General features: G+C 57.2%; 17 protein-coding genes and 4 tRNA genes. 10 read left to right on the top strand and 11 right to left on the bottom strand.

What is annotated here, in order from left to right; translation table 11 throughout:
* Window positions 1–6: 6 nt before the first annotated feature.
* Entirely contained in the window at window positions 7–1,119 is a 1,113-nt protein-coding gene (gene thiO / locus AOC04_RS00475; protein ID WP_060690673.1) for a glycine oxidase ThiO, read from the top strand.
* Between the two features lie 62 nt (window positions 1,120–1,181).
* On the opposite strand, the gene AOC04_RS24055 is transcribed toward thiO, so the two are convergent.
* Both AOC04_RS24055 and AOC04_RS00480 read right to left on the bottom strand, forming a co-directional pair.
* Complete coding sequence (locus tag AOC04_RS24055; RefSeq protein WP_073509463.1) at window positions 1,182–1,412, bottom strand: PP0621 family protein; 231 nt, start codon at window positions 1,410–1,412, stop codon at window positions 1,182–1,184.
* A gap of 119 nt (window positions 1,413–1,531) precedes the next feature.
* Complete coding sequence (locus AOC04_RS00480) at window positions 1,532–2,545, bottom strand: outer membrane protein assembly factor BamD (protein WP_060690674.1); 1,014 nt, start codon at window positions 2,543–2,545, stop codon at window positions 1,532–1,534.
* Between the two features lie 148 nt (window positions 2,546–2,693).
* Here AOC04_RS00480 and rluD point away from each other — a divergent pair, with 148 nt between their 5' ends.
* From rluD to AOC04_RS00515, 7 genes are all read left to right on the top strand, one after another.
* Complete coding sequence (rluD, locus tag AOC04_RS00485; protein WP_003443864.1) at window positions 2,694–3,656, top strand: 23S rRNA pseudouridine(1911/1915/1917) synthase RluD; 963 nt, start codon at window positions 2,694–2,696, stop codon at window positions 3,654–3,656.
* Window positions 3,653–4,384 (top strand): peptidoglycan editing factor PgeF, encoded by a 732-nt coding sequence (gene pgeF / locus AOC04_RS00490; RefSeq protein ID WP_060690675.1) that lies wholly within the window; start codon window positions 3,653–3,655, stop codon window positions 4,382–4,384. The genes rluD and pgeF overlap by 4 nt, the downstream gene beginning before the upstream one ends.
* A 124-nt stretch (window positions 4,385–4,508) precedes the next feature.
* Window positions 4,509–7,076 (top strand): ATP-dependent chaperone ClpB, encoded by a 2,568-nt coding sequence (gene clpB / locus AOC04_RS00495; protein ID WP_060690676.1) that lies wholly within the window; start codon window positions 4,509–4,511, stop codon window positions 7,074–7,076.
* Between the two features lie 301 nt (window positions 7,077–7,377).
* Window positions 7,378–7,453, top strand: a tRNA-Asn gene (locus AOC04_RS00500).
* Window positions 7,454–7,462: 9 nt separating this feature from the next.
* A tRNA-Pro gene (locus tag AOC04_RS00505) sits at window positions 7,463–7,539 on the top strand.
* 5 nt (window positions 7,540–7,544) lie between these two features.
* Window positions 7,545–7,620: transfer RNA gene (locus AOC04_RS00510), tRNA-Lys, on the top strand.
* A gap of 95 nt (window positions 7,621–7,715) precedes the next feature.
* Window positions 7,716–7,792 (top strand) — tRNA-Pro (locus AOC04_RS00515).
* A gap of 213 nt (window positions 7,793–8,005) precedes the next feature.
* On the opposite strand, the gene AOC04_RS00520 is transcribed toward AOC04_RS00515, so the two are convergent.
* Window positions 8,006–9,535 carry an amino acid permease gene (locus tag AOC04_RS00520; protein ID WP_060690677.1) on the bottom strand — a complete coding sequence of 510 codons (1,530 nt, stop codon included), beginning with the start codon at window positions 9,533–9,535 and terminating at the stop codon, window positions 8,006–8,008.
* A gap of 28 nt (window positions 9,536–9,563) precedes the next feature.
* On the bottom strand, window positions 9,564–10,508 hold the full coding sequence (gene glsA, locus AOC04_RS00525) for a glutaminase A (protein ID WP_060690678.1): 945 nt from the start codon (window positions 10,506–10,508) through the stop codon (window positions 9,564–9,566).
* A gap of 174 nt (window positions 10,509–10,682) precedes the next feature.
* Between glsA and AOC04_RS00530 the strand changes: the two genes are divergently transcribed.
* Window positions 10,683–12,080, top strand: a complete 1,398-nt coding sequence (locus AOC04_RS00530) for a glutamate decarboxylase (RefSeq protein WP_060690679.1) — start codon at window positions 10,683–10,685, stop codon at window positions 12,078–12,080.
* A gap of 85 nt (window positions 12,081–12,165) precedes the next feature.
* Here AOC04_RS00530 and AOC04_RS00535 read toward each other — a convergent pair whose 3' ends face one another.
* From AOC04_RS00535 to AOC04_RS00550, 4 genes are all read right to left on the bottom strand, one after another.
* Entirely contained in the window at window positions 12,166–13,467 is a 1,302-nt protein-coding gene (locus AOC04_RS00535; protein ID WP_060690680.1) for an NAD(P)/FAD-dependent oxidoreductase, read from the bottom strand.
* Window positions 13,468–13,530: 63 nt separating this feature from the next.
* Complete coding sequence (locus tag AOC04_RS00540) at window positions 13,531–13,704, bottom strand: DUF3094 family protein (protein WP_060690681.1); 174 nt, start codon at window positions 13,702–13,704, stop codon at window positions 13,531–13,533.
* A gap of 55 nt (window positions 13,705–13,759) precedes the next feature.
* A complete protein-coding gene (locus tag AOC04_RS00545) occupies window positions 13,760–14,287 on the bottom strand; it encodes an MOSC domain-containing protein (protein WP_060690682.1) in 528 nt (175 codons plus the stop codon).
* Window positions 14,284–14,913 (bottom strand): DUF1780 domain-containing protein, encoded by a 630-nt coding sequence (locus AOC04_RS00550; protein ID WP_060690683.1) that lies wholly within the window; start codon window positions 14,911–14,913, stop codon window positions 14,284–14,286. The genes AOC04_RS00545 and AOC04_RS00550 overlap by 4 nt, the downstream gene beginning before the upstream one ends.
* Window positions 14,914–15,038: 125 nt before the next feature.
* Between AOC04_RS00550 and AOC04_RS00555 the strand changes: the two genes are divergently transcribed.
* Window positions 15,039–15,725, top strand: coding sequence for an energy-coupling factor ABC transporter permease (locus AOC04_RS00555; protein WP_060690684.1), 687 nt, complete (start codon window positions 15,039–15,041; stop codon window positions 15,723–15,725).
* 58 nt (window positions 15,726–15,783) lie between these two features.
* Here the strand turns inward: AOC04_RS00555 and yacG are convergent, their stop codons facing one another.
* From yacG to AOC04_RS00570, 3 genes are read right to left on the bottom strand one after another with little or no spacing between them, the layout of a single operon-like run.
* Window positions 15,784–15,987 (bottom strand): DNA gyrase inhibitor YacG, encoded by a 204-nt coding sequence (yacG, locus tag AOC04_RS00560; RefSeq protein ID WP_003443840.1) that lies wholly within the window; start codon window positions 15,985–15,987, stop codon window positions 15,784–15,786.
* The gene (gene coaE, locus AOC04_RS00565; protein WP_060690685.1) at window positions 15,984–16,607 is read right to left on the bottom strand and encodes a dephospho-CoA kinase; all 624 of its coding nucleotides are present in this window, start codon (window positions 16,605–16,607) and stop codon (window positions 15,984–15,986) included. The genes yacG and coaE overlap by 4 nt, the downstream gene beginning before the upstream one ends.
* 13 nt (window positions 16,608–16,620) lie before the next feature.
* Entirely contained in the window at window positions 16,621–17,469 is an 849-nt protein-coding gene (locus tag AOC04_RS00570) for a prepilin peptidase (RefSeq protein ID WP_060690686.1), read from the bottom strand.

Below are 17,469 nucleotides of genomic sequence, written 5' to 3' on the forward strand. Positions count from 1 at the left end.
TGATAGATGGCTAAGCAACAACGAGTGGTGATTGTGGGGGGCGGCGTTATCGGGCTGCTGACAGCGTTCAATCTGGCAGCTGAAGTCGGGCAGGTAACGCTGGTTGATCAGAGTGCTGTCGGACAAGAGTCTTCCTGGGCAGGTGGCGGGATTGTTTCTCCACTTTATCCGTGGCGCTACAACCCTGCCGTTACAGCCCTGGCTCACTGGTCACAGGATTTTTATCCACAGTTGGCAGGGCGATTATTCGCCTCGACAGGCATCGATCCCGAAGTTCACACCACCGGCTTGTACTGGCTTGACCTTGAAGACGAGGCGCAAGCACTGGCGTGGGCCAAGCGCGAGGGGCGCCCGTTACGCACGGTTGAAATTGCGGCCGTTAACGAGGCGGTACCTGTATTGGGGGCCGGCTATTCGAGGGCCATTTACATGGCAGACGTAGCCAATGTGCGTAATCCCCGGCTTGTGAAGTCACTCAAGGCAGCGTTGCAAGCAATGCCCAATGTCACGATTCACGAGCAATGCGAGGTGTTGGGGTTTATCCGTGAGGGTGAAAATATCTGCGGAGTGAACACGGTTCAGGGTGAAATGCGCGGTGATGAGGTGGTGTTGGCGGCGGGAGCCTGGAGTGGTGAGCTGCTCAATAGCCTGGGCCTTGAATTGCCCGTGGTCCCCGTCAAAGGACAGATGATTCTGTATAAGTGCGAGCCTGATTTTTTGTCTTGCATGGTGCTGGCTAAAGGGCGCTATGCGATTCCTCGACGTGACGGTCACGTCTTGATTGGCAGCACGCTCGAGCACGAAGGCTTCGATAAAACCCCGACTCCAACTGCCCTTGAGAGCCTGAAGGCGTCCGCGATTGAGTTGGTTCCGGCTTTGGCTGATGCGCAGCCTGCAGGGCACTGGGCCGGGTTGCGCCCGGGCTCACCTGAAGGTATTCCCTATATCGGGCGGGTCGCAGGTTTTGGCGGGTTGTGGCTCAACTGCGGGCACTATCGCAATGGGCTGGTACTGGCCCCGGCATCCTGTCAGCTGTTCGCCGATCTGTTGTTGGGGCGTAGACCGATCATCGATCCGGTGCCTTATGCGCCACAAGGACGTATCCAGGGCATGGCTTAAAGCCTGTGGGTGGTTGGTTGCTATCGTCGGCAAGCGGGCCCCACAAGTTCGGCATGTCGACGTTACCCCCGGGGCTTCGGTCCTTGCTCCAGATGGTTTTGGGTGCAATACCACTCTTGCTGTTGGCTCAGAGCCCGGTCTCGGGGCAGATGTACGCCGCAGTGGGCGCAACGCACCATGGGTTGAGCGCCCGGGTCGACCGGTTTTTTAGTTGCTGCCGGCCCGGCTTTGTACTTGCGCCAAAGCCATACGCCAGCAGCAATCAGAGCAGCCCAGATCAGTAAACGAAGCATGGTTATCCGCTATTAGAGAAAAGTTGCGCCAGTTTAGCCAAGGTATTGGCAGGCGCACAGGGTCAAATCAAACATAAAAAAAGAGCCCCTCAGGGCTCTTTTTTACGTGGACCGAATGATCAATCGAACAGGCCAAGGGTCATGTAGCTGAACCAGGAGCGGCTTTTATCTTCCGGCTCTGGTTCTGGAATTACATTGCCGTCAGCATCTTTAGGCTTCAGGTCAGCCGGGATTGCGTCTTTGGCGTCCTGATACTGTTTCTTGATATCCAGATTGGCACGGGTTTCACCCGGTGGCAGCGGTGTGCTGGATTCAATCATGCCCAGTGTGGCCTTGCTCAGCCATGAGCGGTTATCCGAGTCGGAAACCTGTGGCACAAACTGACCGTCAACCAGGCTTGGGTGGTTCGGGTAGTTGTCTTTCAGCACTTCGAGGCTGGTGTTGGCGAGTTCGTCGAGGTGCATGCGCTGATAAGACTCGACCATCACCGCGAGGCCGTCGCCGACCGAAGGGGTTTCCTGGAAGTTTTCGACAACATAGCGACCACGGTTTGCGGCGGCTACATATGCCTGACGGGTCAGGTAGTAATCGGCTACGTGGATTTCATATGCCGCCAGCAGGTTACGCAGATAGATCATGCGTTGCTTGGCGTCAGGGGCGTAGCGGCTATTCGGAAAGCGGCTGGTGAGCTGCGCGAATTCATTGTAGGAGTCGCGTGCTGCGCCCGGGTCCCGCTTGGTCATGTCCAGCGGCAGGAAGCGCGCCAGCAGGCCCACGTCCTGGTCAAACGAGGTCAGCCCTTTTAGGTAGTAGGCGTAATCAACGTTTGGATGCTGTGGATGCAGGCGAATGAATCGCTCGGCAGCGGACTTGGCGGCTTCCGGTTCGGAGTTTTTATAGTAGGCGTAGATCAGTTCGAGCTGGGCCTGATCGGCATAGCGTCCGAACGGATAGCGCGACTCTAAAGCCTTCAGCTTGGCGGTAGCACTGGTATAGCTGTGGTTATCCAGGTCGGCCTGCGCCTGCTGGTACAGCTCGACTTCGCTCAGGTTGTCGTCAACGACTTCTTTAGTCGACGAGCAGGCGGCGGTCAGTGCGAGGATGGCGATCAGCAGCAGGTGTCTCACTTGCATGGCGGCTTGCGTCCCTATGACGGCCGCTGTCTTGGGCGGGTCCGTCCTGTTATGATGAGCGCCCCGTGAAAAGCCTCGGGGCAAAAGACGCCGTATTTAACCACAAGCGCGCAGCCGAAACCAAAGGCTTGGCGCGGTCCTGATGAGCATGTCCGAGAAAATTCAACTTCGCGAAGAGGTGCCGTCCGAACTGGGTGGCCAACGCCTCGATCAAGTCGCCGCACAATTATTCGCTGAGCACTCGCGCTCGCGCCTTTCCGCCTGGATCAAAGACGGCCGCCTCACTGTGGACGGAGCGGTCATACGCCCCCGTGACATTGTGCATGGTGGCGCCATCCTGGAGTTGACTGCCGAGCAGGAAGCCCAGGGTGAGTGGGTCGCCCAAGACATCCCTCTGGATATCGTTTACGAAGACGATGACATTCTGGTTATCAACAAGCCTGCAGGCTTGGTGGTACACCCGGCTGCCGGGCATGCCGACGGCACTTTGCTCAATGCGCTGCTGCATCACGTACCGGACATTATTAATGTGCCGCGTGCGGGGATCGTGCACCGTCTGGACAAAGACACCACCGGTCTGATGGTGGTCGCCAAGACCATCCAGGCGCAGACGCAGCTGGTGACCCAGTTGCAGAGCCGCAGTGTCAGCAGGATCTATGAGTGCATTGTTATTGGTGTCGTTACTGCCGGGGGCAAGATTGATGCGCCCATCGGCCGTCACGGCCAGCAACGTCAGCGTATGGCGGTAATGGAAGGCGGCAAGCAGGCGGTGAGTCATTACCGCGTGCTTGAGCGTTTCCGTTCCCACACCCATGTGCGGGTCAAGCTGGAAACCGGTCGTACGCACCAGATTCGTGTGCACATGTCCCACATCAACTTCCCGTTGGTCGGAGACCCTGCCTATGGCGGTCGCTTCCGTATCCCGCCGGCAGCCAGTGTGACGATGGTCGAATCCCTGAAAAACTTTCCGCGTCAGGCTCTGCATGCGCGCTTCCTTGAGTTGGATCATCCGACGACCGGTAAGCGCATGAGCTGGGAATCGCCACTTCCGGATGATTTTGTCTGGTTGTTGACGTTGCTCAAGCAAGACCGTGAGGCATTTGTCGGGTGAATACCTTCCTGATTCCTGACTGGCCAACGCCGGCAGGCATCAGGGCCTGTGTGACCACCCGTGCGGGCGGCGTCAGTCTGGCGCCGTTCGACAGCTTCAATCTGGGCGATCATGTCGACGACGATCCCGTTGCCGTCGCACATAACCGCCAGCGCCTGACCCATATTTTCGATGTGCAGCCCGCTTGGCTTAGCCAGGTTCACGGGGTTGTGGTCGTGCCTGCCAATCCCGCACGGATCGACGAAGCCGACGGTAGCTGGACAGATTCGCCCGGTATCGCCTGTACGGCGATGACGGCAGACTGTTTGCCTGCGCTGTTCTGCAATCGTGCCGGAACCCGTGTTGCTGCTGCCCATGCCGGTTGGCGCGGGCTGGCGGCAGGCGTCCTTGAAGCGACGGCTCAAAACCTCGATGTTGAGCCCCGGGATATTCTGGTGTGGCTGGGCCCGGCTATTGGTCCCAAGGCCTTTGAAGTCGGGGCCGAGGTGCGGGAAGTCTTTATCAAGGACATGCCTGAGGCTGATGCCGCCTTTGTTCCCAGCATCAATCCAGGGCGCTTTATGGCTGATATCTATGAACTGGCGCGCCTGCGCCTGGCTCGCATGGGTATTACAGCGGTCTATGGTGGCGGTTTCTGCACCGTAACCGATCCGCGTTTCTTTTCTTATCGGCGCAGTCCTCGTACTGGCCGTTTCGCATCGCTGGTCTGGATCGAAAAGACCGCCTAGCTGATCTGCGTCATTTCTTGCTGGCTTGAAACTCCCGGAATTGCCCGCATCTACTATGGTATCTGGCAGGTTTCTTCATTCAGGAGTTTCCATCCCTCCGGCCTGCTCATAAGGAAGGTGACGAATGCGTATAGATAGATTAACCAGTAAGTTGCAATTGGCCTTGTCCGATGCTCAGTCATTGGCCGTCGGTCACGACCACCCGGCCATTGAACCAGCGCACTTGATGCAGGCATTGCTGGATCAGCAGGGCGGTTCGATCAAACCACTGCTGATGCAGGTTGGCTTTGATGTGAACAGCCTGCGCAAAGAACTGACCAAAGAGCTCGATCAACTGCCAAAAATCCAGAATCCTACTGGCGATGTGAATATGTCGCAGGATTTGGCTCGTCTGCTTAATCAGGCAGACCGTTTGGCGCAGCAAAAAGGCGACCAGTTCATCACCAGTGAAATGGTGTTGCTGGCGGCGATGGATGACAACAGCAAGCTGGGTAAATTGCTGTTGGGCCAGGGTGTGAGCAAAAAAGCCCTGGAGAATGCCATCAATAACCTGCGCGGTGGCGAAGCGGTCAACGACCCTAACGTCGAAGAGTCGCGTCAGGCGCTGGATAAATACACCATCGACCTGACCAAGCGTGCCGAAGAAGGCAAGCTCGACCCTGTGATTGGGCGTGACGATGAAATCCGTCGCACCATTCAAGTATTGCAGCGCCGGACTAAAAACAACCCGGTCCTGATCGGCGAGCCTGGTGTGGGTAAAACGGCGATTGCCGAAGGTTTGGCGCAGCGGATCATCAATGGCGAAGTGCCTGACGGTCTTAAAGGCAAACGCCTGCTATCGCTGGACATTGGTGCGTTGATTGCCGGTGCCAAATTCCGCGGTGAATTTGAGGAACGTCTGAAAGCGTTGCTCAACGAGCTGTCGAAACAGGAAGGGCAAATCATCCTGTTTATCGATGAACTGCACGTCATGGTCGGTGCCGGTAAAGGCGAAGGCGCGATGGACGCGGGCAACATGCTCAAGCCTGCGCTTGCCCGTGGCGAGTTGCACTGTGTCGGTGCAACCACGCTCAACGAGTATCGCCAATATATAGAGAAGGATGCTGCGCTTGAGCGCCGCTTCCAGAAAGTGTTGGTGGAAGAGCCGTCCGAGGAAGACACCATCGCCATCCTGCGGGGCCTGAAAGAGCGCTATGAAGTTCACCACAAGGTGGCGATCACCGACGGTGCAATCATCGCCGCGGCCAAGCTCAGCCATCGCTACATCACTGATCGCCAATTGCCGGACAAGGCGATTGACCTGATCGACGAGGCTGCCAGCCGCATCCGCATGGAGATCGATTCCAAGCCTGAAGTGCTGGACCGTCTGGAGCGTCGCTTGATTCAACTGAAAGTTGAAGCGCAGGCGCTGAAGAAAGAAGAGGATGAGGCGGCGAAAAAACGTCTCGAGAAATTGCAGGAAGAAATCGGGCGCCTTGAGCGTGAGTATTCCGACCTGGAAGAAATCTGGACCTCGGAAAAAGCCGAAGTGCAGGGTTCTGCCCAGATCCAGCAACAGATCGAGCAAGCCCGTCAGGAACTCGAAGTGGCACGCCGCAGTGGCAATCTTAACCGCATGGCCGAGTTGCAGTACGGGGTGATCCCCGACCTGGAGCGCAGCCTGCAGATGGTCGACGAGCACAGCAACAAAACTGAGAATCAGTTGTTGCGCAGCAAAGTGACCGAAGAGGAAATCGCTGAAGTGGTGTCCAAGTGGACCGGTATTCCGGTCTCCAAGATGCTCGAGGGCGAACGCGACAAGCTGATGAAGATGGAAAGCTTGCTGCATGAGCGTGTTATCGGTCAGGACGAGGCGGTTGTTGCCGTGTCCAATGCGGTCCGTCGCTCACGTGCTGGTCTGAGCGATCCAAACCGCCCAAGCGGCTCTTTCATGTTCCTGGGCCCAACCGGTGTGGGTAAAACCGAGTTGTGCAAGGCGCTGGCCGAATTCCTCTTTGATACTGAAGAGGCGATGGTGCGAATCGATATGTCCGAGTTCATGGAGAAACACTCCGTGGCTCGACTGATTGGTGCCCCACCAGGCTATGTAGGCTACGAAGAGGGTGGTTACTTGACCGAAGCCGTACGGCGTAAGCCTTATTCGGTAATCCTCCTGGACGAGGTCGAGAAGGCGCACCCGGATGTGTTCAACGTGCTGCTGCAAGTACTCGAAGACGGTCGCCTGACTGACAGTCACGGTCGCACTGTGGACTTCCGCAACACGGTGATCGTGATGACTTCCAACCTGGGCTCTGCACAGATCCAGGAACTGGTCGGCGATCGCGAGGCGCAGCGTGCTGCGGTAATGGATGCGGTCAGTACGCACTTCCGTCCGGAGTTTGTGAACCGGATCGACGAAGTGGTGATCTTCGAGCCTCTGGCCCGTGATCAGATCGCCGGCATTGCCGAGATCCAGTTGAGTCGTCTACGCAGCCGTCTGGCAGAACGCGACCTGAGCCTGGAACTGGACAAGGATGCTCTGGAAAAACTGATCGCGGTTGGTTACGACCCGGTTTATGGCGCACGGCCACTGAAACGTGCGATCCAGCGCTGGATCGAAAACCCGTTGGCCCAGCTGATTCTTTCGGGTCAGTTCATGCCTGGCACTACCGTGACAGCGAGCGTGAAAGACGACGAAATCGTCTTCTCGTAAGCCTTGGCGCCAGTGATTTAAGGAAGGCCTCGCATTGCGAGGCCTTTTTTTTCTTAGGGTGTTGATCTGTAAGGAAAACGCTTGTAAGATGCGCCCCGCAGTAAGTCACCCGCAACGGCAACTTGGCCCAAACCGAGAAGCCCGCTAGAAGAGCTAAATCATTGTCTTCTAACGAAAAATAAGGGTTGACAAGGGTTTGAAAGGTTGTAAAATGGCCCGCCTCAGAGACGCCAACGTAGAGATGCGCTGAAGTCAACGAGAGTTGTAAAGAGTTACAAAGTTGTAGATTGAAATATGTAGTTCCGCGATAGCTCAGTTGGTAGAGCAAATGACTGTTAATCATTGGGTCCCTGGTTCGAGTCCAGGTCGTGGAGCCATTTTCAAGCCGGGGTATAGCGCAGTCCGGTAGCGCGCCTGCTTTGGGAGCAGGATGTCAGGAGTTCGAATCCCCTTACCCCGACCATTTTTGGGTCGTTAGCTCAGTTGGTAGAGCAGTTGGCTTTTAACCAATTGGTCGTAGGTTCGAATCCCACACGACCCACCATTTTTGGCTTCAGTTAATTCTGGGGCTAGATCTTAAGATCAGAGGCCAAAAGCACTGATCGCAGAAGGCGCCTCTTGAAGGTGCCTTTTTTTTACCGGGGTATAGCGCAGTCCGGTAGCGCGCCTGCTTTGGGAGCAGGATGTCAGGAGTTCGAATCCCCTTACCCCGACCATTTTCAGCCCAGCAGTAGCGGGTGCGAAAATAAGGCGCTGATGACATTCTCATCGGCAGCCAATAAAAAAAGCGACCTTCGGGGCGCTTTTTTTATGCCTGCAGAAAACTGGACAGGTTGGCATCGTTCTTTGCGGGAGCTGGCTTGCCAGCGATGAAGGCAGCTTATCAGCGACCTCCCGCATCACAACGGCGAACCTTTCTTGCCCCAAGCCTATGAAGCGCTTTTCGCCTTGTTGTCGGCGTCTTGCAGGTCCTGCAGAGCCGCAGAATATTGATCGGCTTCAGCCTTTGGCACCATCTGCCATGACGGTTTGCGCAGCGCATAAAAAATAAAGGGCGGTACGCCAGCAATCACGAGCCCGGCGAGCAAGACCCCCGCGTATTCGAAAAACGGCATGCTGCTGAAGTTATTTGGCGGAATAAAGCCAAAGATCAGTGCCACGCAGGTCGAGAACAGCCCCAGATAGCACCACCCATGCAGCCCCTTGAGCACATAGCCGCGTTTAACGTTGGGTTGGGTTTTGCGCAGCTTCATGGCCGCCATAAACATAAAGACGTAGATGATCAGGTACATCAGTGCCGCCATCGCACTAATCATCCAGAACGCATCCGACACGTTGTCGATAAAAATGTAGATGCTCGACAGCAGGGTCACGATCACTGCCTGCAGGTACAGAATGTTTTTCTGTACCCCCTTGCTGTTCACTTTTTGCAGTGAGGGCGGAAGCATGCCCGCCTTGCCGACAAACAACAGGCCTGTCGATGGCCCTCCGGTCCAGGCAAGTACTCCCCCCAGCGCGCCAATCACCAGCATGATGGCCATGATTTTAGTTGCCCATGGCATGCCGAAGCCTTCAAAAAAGGCGGCATAGGCTTGAATCACACCGGCAGTCAGACTGGTTGAGTCGGCAGGAACCACCAGAGATATCGCCACTGTCGGTGGAATAAACACCAGCAGGATCAGCACAAACGCCAACAAAATTGCGCGGGGCATTTCTTTTTGCGGGTTACGCAGCTCTCTCGCGTGAATCGCATTCATCTCAATACCGGCGAATGCCAGAAAGTTACCCACAATCAATACCAGCCCGGAAATTGAACCTGTGAACTCGCGCCACAAATCACCGTGCAGGTTATGCGAGCCGGTTTTAACCGTGCTGTGGGTGTCAAAAATCGCCGGAATCAAGGCGTCCCACGTCAGCGGGGTAGCGGACTTGTGCCCCAGCACCAGCCATGCCACACCCAAAATGACCAGCAAGGCGGCGGGCAATGCGGTTCCCAGCAACATAAACCAGGACGTCAACTTGGACAGGGTGGTCATCCCGTTGAGCGTGATAAACGTCGACAGCCAATACAGCACAATGATGACTGCGGCGGTAAAGACCCCGCTTTTGGCCAGTTCCGGGTTAATCAGATAGGCCAGGGTACTCGCGCCGAACCCCAGAACGATCGGATACCAGACCACCACCTGCACCCACATGAACCACATGATGAAGAACCCGGAGCGGTCGCCATATGCCTGGCGCACCCAGCCATAGATGCCGCCGTTCCATCCGGTGCCCAGCTCGGAGGCCACCAGTGATACCGGGATGAAAAACAAAAGTGCCGGAATGACGTAGAGAAAAATCGAACCTAGGCCATAAACCGCCATGCTGGGCAGTGAACGGATGCTGGCGACGGCCGCGACCATCATGAAACAGATGGTGAGCCATGAAATATAAGTTTTAGCGTTACTGGCAGCCATAAGTGCCTCCCTGCTATTCAAGCGAGTATTAGTGCAGCAGGCTCAGATTGAGCGTGCGGCTTAGGTATTCAGCGGCCAGTTGACCGCGAACGCTATTCCCCGCCACATCCAGCGGCGGAGCAAAGGCGGCAATGGCGCAGACCCCGGGCACCACGGCCAGAATGCCGCCGCCAACCCCACTTTTACCCGGCAGACCGACCTTGTAATACCAGTCACCAGTGGTGTCATACAGACCGTTCAGGGTCATTTCGCTGAGGATGGGGGCTACGTTTTTGGCGGCTACCACCCGTTTCCCGGTGAGCGGATTAACCCCACCGTTGGCCAGTGCCACGCCCATTGTCACCAGGTCATGGCAAGTAATCGCGACCGAGCATTGACGGGTGTAGACATCGCACACCTCCATGGGGTGGGCATGCATGTAGCCGTAACTTTGCAGCAGCCACGCAATGCCACGGTTGTGTTGATTGGAATTGGCCTCGGACGTGTAAACCTCTTCGTTGACCGTCAGATCGCGTCCGGCAAAAGCGTTGTAAGTCGCCTGGATGTGATCCCAGCGAGCCTGTGCCGTATCGGCCCTAATCAGGCTGACCGTGGCCATCGCCCCGGCATTTACAAAGGGATTGAGCGGTCGGCCTTTATGCAGTTCCAGAGCGACAACCGAGTTGAAGGGCTCGCCCGTCGGATCGCAACCGATTTTGCTGCGCAAGGCTTGGGGCCCCACCTCATCCAGCACATGGGCTAGGGTGAAAACCTTGGAAATCGATTCGATGGCGAACGCGTAACCGGTGTCTCCCGCCTCGGCATGGGAGCCATCACAAAACATGATGCTGATACCGAATAAATGGGATGGAACATCCGCCAGGTAGGGGATGTAGCTGGCGTTCTTGCCGTGGTGGTTGCTGGCAAATCGCTGCAGGGCCTCGTTTACCGCCTGTATGACATTGCTGTCGACGGTCGTGGGTGTGTGTTTCATCGCGCTCGCTCCGTGAGTGCTTTATGGAACGAGGGACTATAGGACGGAAACTTGAGACCCGCCCGACCCGCAGAGGCGAAACCCGAAGGCTTGTCTATGCTGGCTGGGTCATTGCTGAGTCAGTCGAAAGGGAGGTCGGCCCAGTAGCTGTTTCATTACTCAAGGAGAGTTCACATGGCACTGCACCGCATCAAACGTAACAAGGATACCGATCCAGTCTTTGGCTCTTCGGCCCTGGCCCACGCTGCCGCGATCAAGCTCTTCCCGGAGTCCGAGCAGGCGGCGCGGGAGGTTTACCAGCTGGTCCATGACGAGTTGTATCTGGACGGCAACGCCCGCCAGAACCTCGCCACCTTCTGCCAGACCTGGGAGGAAGACGAAGTCCACAAGCTGATGGACTTGTCCATCGACAAGAACATGATCGACAAGGATGAGTATCCGCAGTCGGCCGAGCTGGAGAACCGATGCATCCACATGCTGGCCGACCTGTGGCATTCGCCTGCTGCGGCCAGCACCCTGGGCACCTCGACCGTCGGTTCCAGCGAGGCCTGCATGCTCAGTGGCCTGGCTGCGCTGTGGCGCTGGCGTGCAGTACGCAAAGCCGCCGGCAAGCCGACTTCAACCCCAAATATGGTGTGCGGCCCGGTGCAGGTCTGCTGGCATAAATTCGCCCGTTATTGGGACATTGAGATCCGTGAAGTGCCGATGTCGGAAGGTCATTGGTTTATGACTCCCGAAGACATGCTTGAGCGGGTCGATGACAATACCATCGTGGTGGTCCCGACCTTCGGTCAGACCTTTACCGGTCTGTACGAAACGGTATTGCCATTGTCAGATGCTCTGGATGATCTGGAAAAACGCACCGGCCTGAGCGTTGATATTCACGTTGACGGTGCCAGTGGCGCGATGCTGGCGCCGTTCTGTGCCCCCGATATTTTGTGGGACTTCCGTGTACCGCGGGTCAAGTCCATCAGCACCTCCGGCCACAAGTTCGGGCTGGCCCCGCTGGGCGCGGGTTGGGTCGTTTGGCGCGATGCGAAGGAATTACCGGAAGGCCTGATTTTTCACGTCAACTACCTGGGTGGCGACATGCCCACTTTCGCCCTGAACTTCTCCCGGCCGGCCGGGCAGATTATTGCCCAGTACTACAACTTCTTGCGCCTGGGGCGTGAGGGTTATGAGCGTATTCATTCGGCGTGTTACGAGACAGCGCAATTTCTGGCCCGGGAGCTGGTCAAGGTCGGCCCGTTCGAGATGCTCTACAACGGTGACCCGCAGTTGGGGATTCCGGCCCTGACCTGGCGTTTGAAGCCCGGTGCAAAAACCAATTACTCACTCTACGACCTGGCAGATCGCCTGCGCATACGCGGTTGGTTGGTGCCAGCCTATAGCTTGCCTGCCAACGTAGAAAACGTCGTGGTGCAGCGGATTTTGGTGAAGCAGGGGATGTCGATCGACATGGCCAAATTACTGTTGGCCGACTTTACGCGTGATATTCAGTTCTTCGATGAGCATCAGCCCCACGGCTTTAAAGGCCGTGAGGCTGAAGCAGGTAATCACGCCGGGCGCTAAACCCTGGCTACTGTAGGAGCGAGCTTGCTCGCGAGCTGTTCGAAAAAGCTCTAGAGCAAGCTCGCTCCTGCAGGATTTGTGGAGGTCAGTGCAGTTTCAGGCGTGGCTCGGTACCACGTCCGATCCTGCTGCCGAGCATCAGCATCAAGGTGCGGAACGTCCCGTACAGCGCCATTTGGTGCATGCGGTACAGCGAGATGTAAAACATCCGGGCCAGCCAGCCTTCCAGCATCACGGTTCCCATCAGGCTACCCATCAAGTTACCCACAGCCGAAAAACTCGACAGTGAAATGAGCGAGCCGTAATCGCGGTAGTGATAATCAGGCAGCTGTGACTTGCCTTCAATCCGCAATTTTAACGACTTGGCCAGCAGCGAAGCTTGTTGATGAGCCGCCTGGGCACGTGGCGGAACCATCTTGTCGGTACCGGGTTGCGGGCAGGCAGCGCAATCGCCAAAGGCAAAAATGTTGTCATCGCGGCTGGTTTGTAGCGTGGGGCGAACCACCAGCTGGTTGATGCGATTGGTTTCAAGCCCGGCAATCTCATGCAGAAAACCTGGTGCGCGAATACCTGCGGCCCAAACCTTCAGGCTTGCAGGAATCACCTGACCATCCTTGGTAATCAAGCTGTCAGCAGTCACTTCGCTCACCGCTGAGTTGGTCAGAACGGTAACCCCGAGCTTCTCCAGGGTTTTATGCACAGGTCCGCCAATGCGTTCCGGCAATGCGGGTAAAACCCGTGGTCCGGCTTCGATCAGGGTGATGTGCATGTTTTCGGGCTTGATGCGGTCCAGGCCGTAAGCCGCCAATTCGTGTGCAGCGTTATGCAGTTCGGCCGCCAGCTCAACCCCGGTCGCACCTGCGCCGACGATGGCCACGCTGATCTGCTCGACCACGTCGGTTTGTCCGGCATGTGCACGCAGATAGTGGTTAAGCAATTGCTGATGAAAGCGCTCGGCTTGCTTGCGGGTGTCCAGAAACAGGCAATGCTCAGCCGCGCCCTTGGTCCCGAAATCGTTGGTGGTGCTGCCCACTGCAATCACCAGCGTGTCGTAGCCCAGCTCTCGTGCAGGTACCAGTTCCTGGCCATCTTCATCGAGGGTTGCCGACAATGAGATCTTTTTCCCTTCACGATCTAGCCCGCTCATGCGGCCGAGCTGAAACTCGAAGTGGTTCCATTTGGCCTGGGCGACGTAATTGAGTTCGTCTTCCGAAGAGTTCAGCGATCCGGCCGCGACCTCATGCAGCAGTGGTTTCCAGATATGGGTCAGGTTGGTATCGACCAGCATCACGCTGGCTTTACCACGTTTGCCCAGAGTCTTGCCCAGGCGGGTCGCCAACTCCAGTCCGCCGGCGCCGCCGCCGACGATAACAATACGATGGGTCATAGGTATCACTCACAAGGCTTAAAAAATTCTGTGGTTCAGTGACCCGGGCGAGCGCAATGCAGCTCAAAGCACCAGATAACTCAGGAGGCGGCTCAACAGGCCCATGCCAATCACCACGATCACTACCACCCCAAGGAGCAGCAAGGGCCGGAAAGGCCGGCGCTCAACCTGGTTTTGTGGCAGCAGCAGATACTCTTCGACATGCTTTTGATCATCCGGGTTCAGGCGGCTGGACATATTTGTGGCCTCGTCAGATAGACGTTGCGGGAGGTGTAAAAGCTACAGCGGTGAATCAACCGGGATTAAAAGGAGCATAGCCGCTGGGCAGCAATGGCTCGACCCGCAGTTCGTCGTCTAGACGAATGATCCCGCTTTCGATTACCCGGGCGGTGATCCCGCCGTGGCCACGCACTGCCTGAAAAGTGCCAGGGCCCAGACGTTGTTCCAGCCTGGCACAGGGCTGGCACCAGCCGGTGGTCTCGAAAATGGCCTGGCCAATCCTGAAGCGCCGGCCTTTGAGGCTGAACAGATTGATCCCGCTGACCATCAGGTTGCGCCGCAGATCCCGGGCCACTACCGGTTGGTCTTGCGGGCGCCCCATCAACGAGTTGATGACGGCCAGATGTTCCCACTGAATCAGCGTCACTTGCCGGGCATTGCGGGGCCCGGGGCGTGCATGATCGCCAGTCAGCCCGGCTTCGCGGCGGGCTTCCACGGCGTCGAGTTCCAGCATGTCTGCGCGGGACTCGGGGCGTACGCCGATCCACCGCACGCGGCCGGTTTGCGGTACGTCGGCAAGCAGTTCCTGCAGCGGGCTCACAGGCTGATCCCGACATCGAAAATAATGCTGCGGCCCAGGTTATTGCGCAAAAAGTCCGGCGCATCCGGCTGTGCAAACAACACCCGGGCAAAGGTCGGGCCGACCAGTGACAGTGAGCGCCATCCCATGCGCAAGTATTCGGTCGGGGGCGGGAAGTGGCTGTTAAGGTCCAGTACTTCGCGCTTGAGGCTGGAAAAGGCAATGATGTCCAGTTGGCCTAAATCGATATCGCGCTCGCGGTAGTTGGTCGCTTTTTTGTGCAGGGTAGGGCCCAGGCGCTGCAGCAGTTTGCTCGCCGGGATTCGCTTGGGGCGTGCTTCACGGCGTACCAGCTGGCTCAGCGAGTAGGCGCTGCGGCGGCGCTGCAGCTCTTCGCGCCACTCATCATTCAAGCGGCGACCTTCATCGAGTACGAAGAACACTTCAAAGCGCGCCTCACCAAACAATACGTCCGGAGGCTCTTGGCTGGCCTGGGTGAAATCCTCGGTGTGGTAGGGGATATTCAAGCCCTGGAGCAGGCGCTGGCATACCCAACGCTCACGCTCCCACTTGCGGGCATTGGATAAAAAGGCATTGGCTTGTTCGGCCTGGATGGTGAGCAGGCGCAGATAGTCAGAGTCGTCCATTGACGCAGCTTAGCCTTGAAACAGGTGTTACCGAAAGCCTGCGGTGTAGACTGACGCGCATCACAATCACTGGCATCAGACATGGAGGGTTGGGCGGTGAGCTTTAACAAGGTCGGGACACAGACATGATCAGCGCCGCAGTGTTATCCACAGCAACGCTGTTGATCGGCTGGTTACTGTATGTACCTGTTGTGATGTGGGCGATCTGGCGTGCGCCCTGGGTGGAGCTGTTTGCCGACTCGCGACGCCAGCACCTGCTATTCGGCACGGTGTTCGCGCTGTTCTTGCTGTGGCTGGTGCGGCGTGATTTCGATACGGGGGTGTCGTATCACTTTATTGGGCTGACGGTCGTCACGTTATTGCTCGATTGGCCGCTGGCAATGGTCGGTGCGCTGATGGCGCAAGTGGGGCTGGTGCTTTTGGGGCGTCAGGATCTGGCCGCGATGGGCGTCAATGGCATGCTGTTGATTGTGTTGCCCGTGGCAGTGACCGAGGGTTGCGCGCATCTGGTCGAGCGCGCACAGCCGCGCAATCCATTCGTGTATATCTTTTGCTCGGGCTTCTTCGCTGCTGCGCTGGTGGCGTTGCTGTGTGTGCTGGCGGTGCTAGGCGTGTTGTGGCTGGACGGGTTGTTCGTCATGCCGCAGTGGCTTGAAGACTTTGTCGGCTACCTGTGGCTAATCATTTTCCCCGAAGCGTTTATCAACGGGATGCTGGTCACCGCGTTGGTCGTGTTCTGCCCCGAATGGCTTGAAACCTTCAACAGCACCCGGTATCTGGCAGCTCCCTGGAAGGATGAAGAGCCCAAGTAACGGTTTACCGCGTGCAGGAGCTGGCAATCCAGCTCCTGTAGAGGTGGGGGTAATGGTTTTAATGCAGGCGGTCTGGCAAGTCCTCGGAAAACAGGTCGTCCTCGGCATCAGGGCTCACCGGGATTTTGTGTTCTTCGCTGGCCCAGGCGCCCAAGTCGATCAGTTTGCAGCGGTCCGAGCAAAAAGGGCGGAACGCGTTGGTGGTTTTCCATTCCACGGCGGTGCCACAGGTCGGGCAGTCTACGGTCATAGGTTTGGTCATGGTTGGCCTCCACGCAAAGTTAAATAAAAGTGATGCAGGCGCTCGACTTCAGTCTTGAGTGCCTTCAGGTCGCGGTCGTTGACCAGCACGTCATCAGCGTGACTGAGGCGCTCCTCGCGGCTGGCTTGGGCCTTGAGAATCGCCTGCACCTGCTGCTCGTTCGTATTGTCGCGCAATAACGTGCGCTCAATCTGCAAGGCCTGCGGGGCATCGATCACCAGCACGCGCTGGGTCGTGGCGTACTGGCCAGACTCGATCAGCAGCGGCGAAACCAGAATGGCATAAGGCGATTGCGCCTGCGCCAGGTTGTGCGCGATTTCTTCACGAATCAATGGGTGCAACAGGGCTTCCAGCCAGCGCCGAAGTTCAGGATCACTGAAGATCAGGCTCCGCAACGCGCTGCGATTGAGCTGTCCATCGGCCTGCAGCACCGCATCGCCAAAGTGCTCTGCGATTTTGGCCAGCGCCGGACGTCCGGGCTCTACCACCCAGCGCGCGGCATGGTCGGCGTCCACTACATGTACGCCCAACGCGGCGAAGTGTTCGGCAGCGGCACTTTTACCACTGCCAATGCCACCGGTCAGGCCGAGAATCCAGGGTTTGGAAGATGAGGTATTCATTTCAAACCGAAAGCTACCAATAGAAGGCGCTTATTTGACCACCCCAGAGCAATCCGATCCAGCCGCCAATTGCCAGATAGGGTGCAAAGGGAATTGCAGTACAGGGTTTGGCACGGCGCACAGCCAGCAGGATCAGGCCGACGATCGCCCCCATCAGTGACGAGAGCACAATGGTCATGGGGAGAACGGCAATCCCGCCCCAGGCCCCGAACATGGCCAATAACTTGAAGTCGCCGTAGCCCATGCCGTCCTTGCCGGTGAGCAGTTTGAAGATCCAGAAGATTGACCACAGGCTGGCATAACCCAGCGCCGCGCCCCATACCGCTTGTGACAGACCGGTAAACGTATCGAAACTATTGAGCAGCAGTCCCGTCCAGAGCAGGGGCAGTACCAGCACATCGGGCACGATCAGATGTTCAGCATCGATCAGGCAAATAGCCAGCAGCCCCCATGTCAGTACGAGCATCCAGCCCGCCTGGAGGGTAAAACCGAAATGCCAGGCAATAAACCCTGACAGCAATCCGCAAGCCAGTTCGGTCAAAGGGTAGCGCGGGCTGATGAGGGTACGGCACTGCGAGCACTTGCCACGCAGCAACAGGTAGCTGAGCAGCGGTATGTTTTCCCACAGGCGTAAGGGATGCTGGCATTCCGGGCAATGGGAGCGGGGCAGCATCAAGTTATACACAGGCATTTTTTCGGCTGGGGGCATCTCCAGCAATTCCTTGGCCTGTGCTCGCCAGTCCTGTTCAAGCATTCTGGGCAAGCGCCATACCAGTACATTGATAAAGCTGCCCGTCAACAAGCCGAGGATCAGGGCACAGACGATAAAAGCGTCTGGATGGCGGGTAAAAAACTCAATCAT

This window comes from Pseudomonas versuta, assembly GCF_001294575.1.
Lineage (GTDB): Bacteria > Pseudomonadota > Gammaproteobacteria > Pseudomonadales > Pseudomonadaceae > Aquipseudomonas > Aquipseudomonas versuta.

Coding starts and splice junctions, on each gene's coding strand:
- thiO (WP_060690673.1), top strand. CDS start 7: ATGGCTAAGCAACAACGAGTGGTGATTGTGGGGGGCGGCGTTATCGGG.
- AOC04_RS24055 (WP_073509463.1), bottom strand. CDS start 1,412: ATGCTTCGTTTACTGATCTGGGCTGCTCTGATTGCTGCTGGCGTATGG.
- AOC04_RS00480 (WP_060690674.1), bottom strand. CDS start 2,545: ATGCAAGTGAGACACCTGCTGCTGATCGCCATCCTCGCACTGACCGCC.
- rluD (WP_003443864.1), top strand. CDS start 2,694: ATGTCCGAGAAAATTCAACTTCGCGAAGAGGTGCCGTCCGAACTGGGT.
- clpB (WP_060690676.1), top strand. CDS start 4,509: ATGCGTATAGATAGATTAACCAGTAAGTTGCAATTGGCCTTGTCCGAT.
- AOC04_RS00520 (WP_060690677.1), bottom strand. CDS start 9,535: ATGGCTGCCAGTAACGCTAAAACTTATATTTCATGGCTCACCATCTGT.
- glsA (WP_060690678.1), bottom strand. CDS start 10,508: ATGAAACACACACCCACGACCGTCGACAGCAATGTCATACAGGCGGTA.
- AOC04_RS00530 (WP_060690679.1), top strand. CDS start 10,683: ATGGCACTGCACCGCATCAAACGTAACAAGGATACCGATCCAGTCTTT.
- AOC04_RS00535 (WP_060690680.1), bottom strand. CDS start 13,467: ATGACCCATCGTATTGTTATCGTCGGCGGCGGCGCCGGCGGACTGGAG.
- AOC04_RS00540 (WP_060690681.1), bottom strand. CDS start 13,704: ATGTCCAGCCGCCTGAACCCGGATGATCAAAAGCATGTCGAAGAGTAT.
- AOC04_RS00550 (WP_060690683.1), bottom strand. CDS start 14,913: ATGGACGACTCTGACTATCTGCGCCTGCTCACCATCCAGGCCGAACAA.
- AOC04_RS00555 (WP_060690684.1), top strand. CDS start 15,039: ATGATCAGCGCCGCAGTGTTATCCACAGCAACGCTGTTGATCGGCTGG.
- yacG (WP_003443840.1), bottom strand. CDS start 15,987: ATGACCAAACCTATGACCGTAGACTGCCCGACCTGTGGCACCGCCGTG.
- coaE (WP_060690685.1), bottom strand. CDS start 16,607: ATGAATACCTCATCTTCCAAACCCTGGATTCTCGGCCTGACCGGTGGC.
- AOC04_RS00570 (WP_060690686.1), bottom strand. CDS start 17,469: ATGATTGAGTTTTTTACCCGCCATCCAGACGCTTTTATCGTCTGTGCC.